At 48.0% G+C, this 1,005-nt stretch carries 1 protein-coding gene; it reads right to left on the reverse strand.

Going from position 1 to position 1,005, the window contains the following annotated elements:
- Positions 1-952, reverse strand: a 952-nt coding sequence (locus R8N28_RS27365) for a sigma-54 dependent transcriptional regulator (protein ID WP_318183937.1), incomplete at its 3' end; no start/stop codon positions are given.
- Positions 953-1,005: the final 53 nt, after the last annotated feature.

Below are 1,005 nucleotides of genomic sequence, written 5' to 3' on the forward strand. Positions count from 1 at the left end.
TGCTATCTTGATATTTTTCAACAAAGAATTGGCTGATCGGTAAAATGTCTTCTTTTCTTTCGCGAAGTGGTGGCCAATGCAATGGCAACACATCCAATCGGTAGTAAAGATCTTCACGGAAGGTGCCTTTTTGCACTTCTTCTCGTAAATCTTTGTTGGTTGCTGCAATCACTCGAATATCAAGCTTGATGGCTTTGTGACTGCCCACACGTTCCACTTCTCGCTCTTGAAGTACGCGCAAAAGTTTGGCTTGGACTGCAGGAGACATTTCACCGATTTCATCTAACAAAATCGTGCCGCCGTTTGCTTCTTCAAACTTACCGCTTTGCGAATTCGTCGCGCCAGTAAACGCGCCTTTCACATGACCAAAAAGCACCGCTTCTAGCATCGATTCAGGAATCGCGGCACAGTTCACTGCAACAAATGGGCCATTAATGCGAGGAGAGTGTTCGTGTACATATCGAGCTAGCACCTCTTTACCTGTACCAGACTCACCCGTGATCAACACACTCGCGTTCGTACACGCTGCACGGTGCGCCAATTGAAGTACCTGCTTACTGCGCCACGACTCAGCCACAATGTTTGCCATTGGTTTGCCAAGAGCTTCAACGCGCTTTAGCACATTGATGAGCTGATTCGCTTCAAACGGACGCAGCAAGTAATCGGTCGCACCCGACTTCATAGTCTCTGCCGCCAAAATGCCTTGTTCTTGATCCACAATCGCAATCACAACGCCAGCATTACGCTGCTTCTGGTGACACGCAACAAACTCACGTACGCACATATCCGGTAGCGTAGAGCTCACTAACGTGATGCTTGCGCGCTCTTCTAACAGTGCGCTTCGCCCTGTACGTGTGTGCTTTGCGGTGTAACCGGCATTCTTCAGCACATCCAGTACAGGTTGAGCAAGGTGTTCGTTCGGCTCAACCAACAAAATATTCGTTTTCGTCATCATTGAACCTTAACCTTCTTTTGTTGAGTCTGTTGTTGTACGTACATGGTGTT

The organism is Vibrio sp. Vb1554 (genome assembly GCF_033344235.1).